The organism is Hydrogenophaga sp., from assembly GCF_026125825.1.
Taxonomy (GTDB): domain Bacteria; phylum Pseudomonadota; class Gammaproteobacteria; order Burkholderiales; family Burkholderiaceae_C; genus Hydrogenophaga.
The window spans coordinates 1-1,796 of sequence record NZ_JAHCKK010000214.1; the positions used below are offsets into that span (position 1 = coordinate 1).

Here is a 1,796-nt window from a genome sequence, read left to right on the forward strand (position 1 = left end):
CGGGCGCTGCGGCCGCCGGGGCCTCAGCGGGCGCGGGGGTCTGCGCCATGGCGTTGAGTCCACCAAAGGCCAGGCCCATGCCCAGGAACAGGGTTGCGATGAGTTTTTTCATGTCCGTGATCTTTCTTGTTCAGGGGGCGGCGATCAGAGCGCTTCCTTGCCGGTCTCGCCGGTCCGGATGCGCACCACCTGTTCCAGGGAAGTGACGAAAATCTTGCCGTCGCCGATCTTGCCGGTGCGTGCAGCCCCTTCGATGGCTTCGATCACGCGCTCGACCAGCTCGTCGGAGACGGCGGCCTCGATCTTGACCTTGGGCAGAAAGTCGACCACGTACTCGGCGCCGCGGTACAGCTCGGTGTGGCCCTTCTGGCGGCCGAAGCCCTTGACTTCGGTGACGGTGATGCCTTGCACGCCCATGCCGGAAAGTGCTTCGCGCACTTCGTCCAGCTTGAACGGCTTGATGATGGCTGAAACCATTTTCATGCTGTGATTCCTCTTCTAGAACGGAAGGGTGCTCAGACCGGAGGGCCGACACCGCGGTTTGCGGAGGGACCATGGAACTCCACGGCCCGGATTCAATCGCTTACACCCCCAAGCATGGAGCGTGCCAAGGCCCCCGTTTGCATACCCTGGGGGGGTTTACGCCTTGGCGCCCGCCTACAGTTGAGCCCACGCGCCCGGGTTTTCCGGTGCCAACACCGGCCTGTTCCGGGCACACCAAAGCTGTGCGCACCAATGGGGTGCAGCCCAGGAAGTGCCCAGAAACCCGGCTGGCCGCCCGGGCGCGCACCGAAATAGGGAGAAATCACACATGAGTCTTTCATTGGTGCACAGCCGCGCGTTGCTCGGTCTGGAAGCACGTCCGGTCTGCGTCGAGGTCCACCTGGCCAACGGCCTGCCCAATTTCACGCTGGTTGGCCTGGCCGACACGGGGGTGAAGGAAGCGCGCGAGCGCGTGCGCTCGGCCATCGCCAACGCGGGGCTGGAGTTCCCGTCGAACAAGCGCATCACGGTCAACCTTGCGCCGGCCGATCTGCCCAAGGACTCCGGCCGCTTCGACCTGCCGATCGCGCTCGGCATCCTGGCCGCCAGCGGGCAGATCGACGCGGCGCGCCTGGCCGGCTGGGAGTTCGCGGGCGAGCTCTCGCTCGGCGGCGATCTGCGGCCGGTGCGCGGCGCGCTCGCCATGAGCCTGGCGGTGCACCGCCAGAACACCGGGCGCCCGACCCGCCTGGTGCTGCCGCCCGGCAGCGCCGAAGAGGCGGCGCTGGTGCCCCAGGCGCAGGTCTACCGCGCGCGCCACCTGCTCGACGTGGTCGCGCAATTCCTGCCGGAGCGCAAATCCGATGCCGCGCCCATGGCGCCACCCGACGAGGCCGGCTGGGCGCGCTTGGCGCCCACCGCGCGCGCCGTCCTGCCCAACTACCCGGACCTGATCGACGTCAAGGGCCAGGTGGCCGCCAAACGCGCGCTGGAGATCGCCGCGGCCGGCGGCCACAGCCTGCTGCTGGTCGGCCCGCCGGGCTCGGGCAAGTCCATGCTGGCCCAGCGTTTTGCCGGCCTGCTGCCGCCCATGGGCGCGCTGGAGGCGCTGGAGTCCGCCGCCGTGGCCTCGCTGGCCGGGCGCTTCAGCCTGGAGCGCTGGGGCCAGCGCCCGACTTGCGCCCCCCACCACAGCGCCAGTGCCGCGGCCCTGGTGGGCGGCGGCTCGCCGCCGCGACCCGGCGAGATCTCCATGGCGCACCAAGGCGTGCTCTTCCTCGACGAGCTGCCGGAGTTCCCGCGCTCGGCGCTGG

General features: G+C 69.5%; 2 protein-coding genes. One reads left to right on the top strand and one right to left on the bottom strand.

The genetic code is table 11. The features are described 5' to 3' along the window. Positions 1–144 precede the first annotated feature (144 nt). Complete coding sequence (locus KIT86_RS25050) at positions 145–483, bottom strand: P-II family nitrogen regulator (protein WP_291124926.1); 339 nt, start codon at positions 481–483, stop codon at positions 145–147. Between the two features lie 328 nt (positions 484–811). On the opposite strand from KIT86_RS25050, the gene KIT86_RS25055 reads away from it, so the two are divergent. After that, positions 812–1,796: YifB family Mg chelatase-like AAA ATPase (locus KIT86_RS25055; RefSeq protein ID WP_297403449.1), on the top strand; the 985-nt coding region annotated here is incomplete at its 3' end.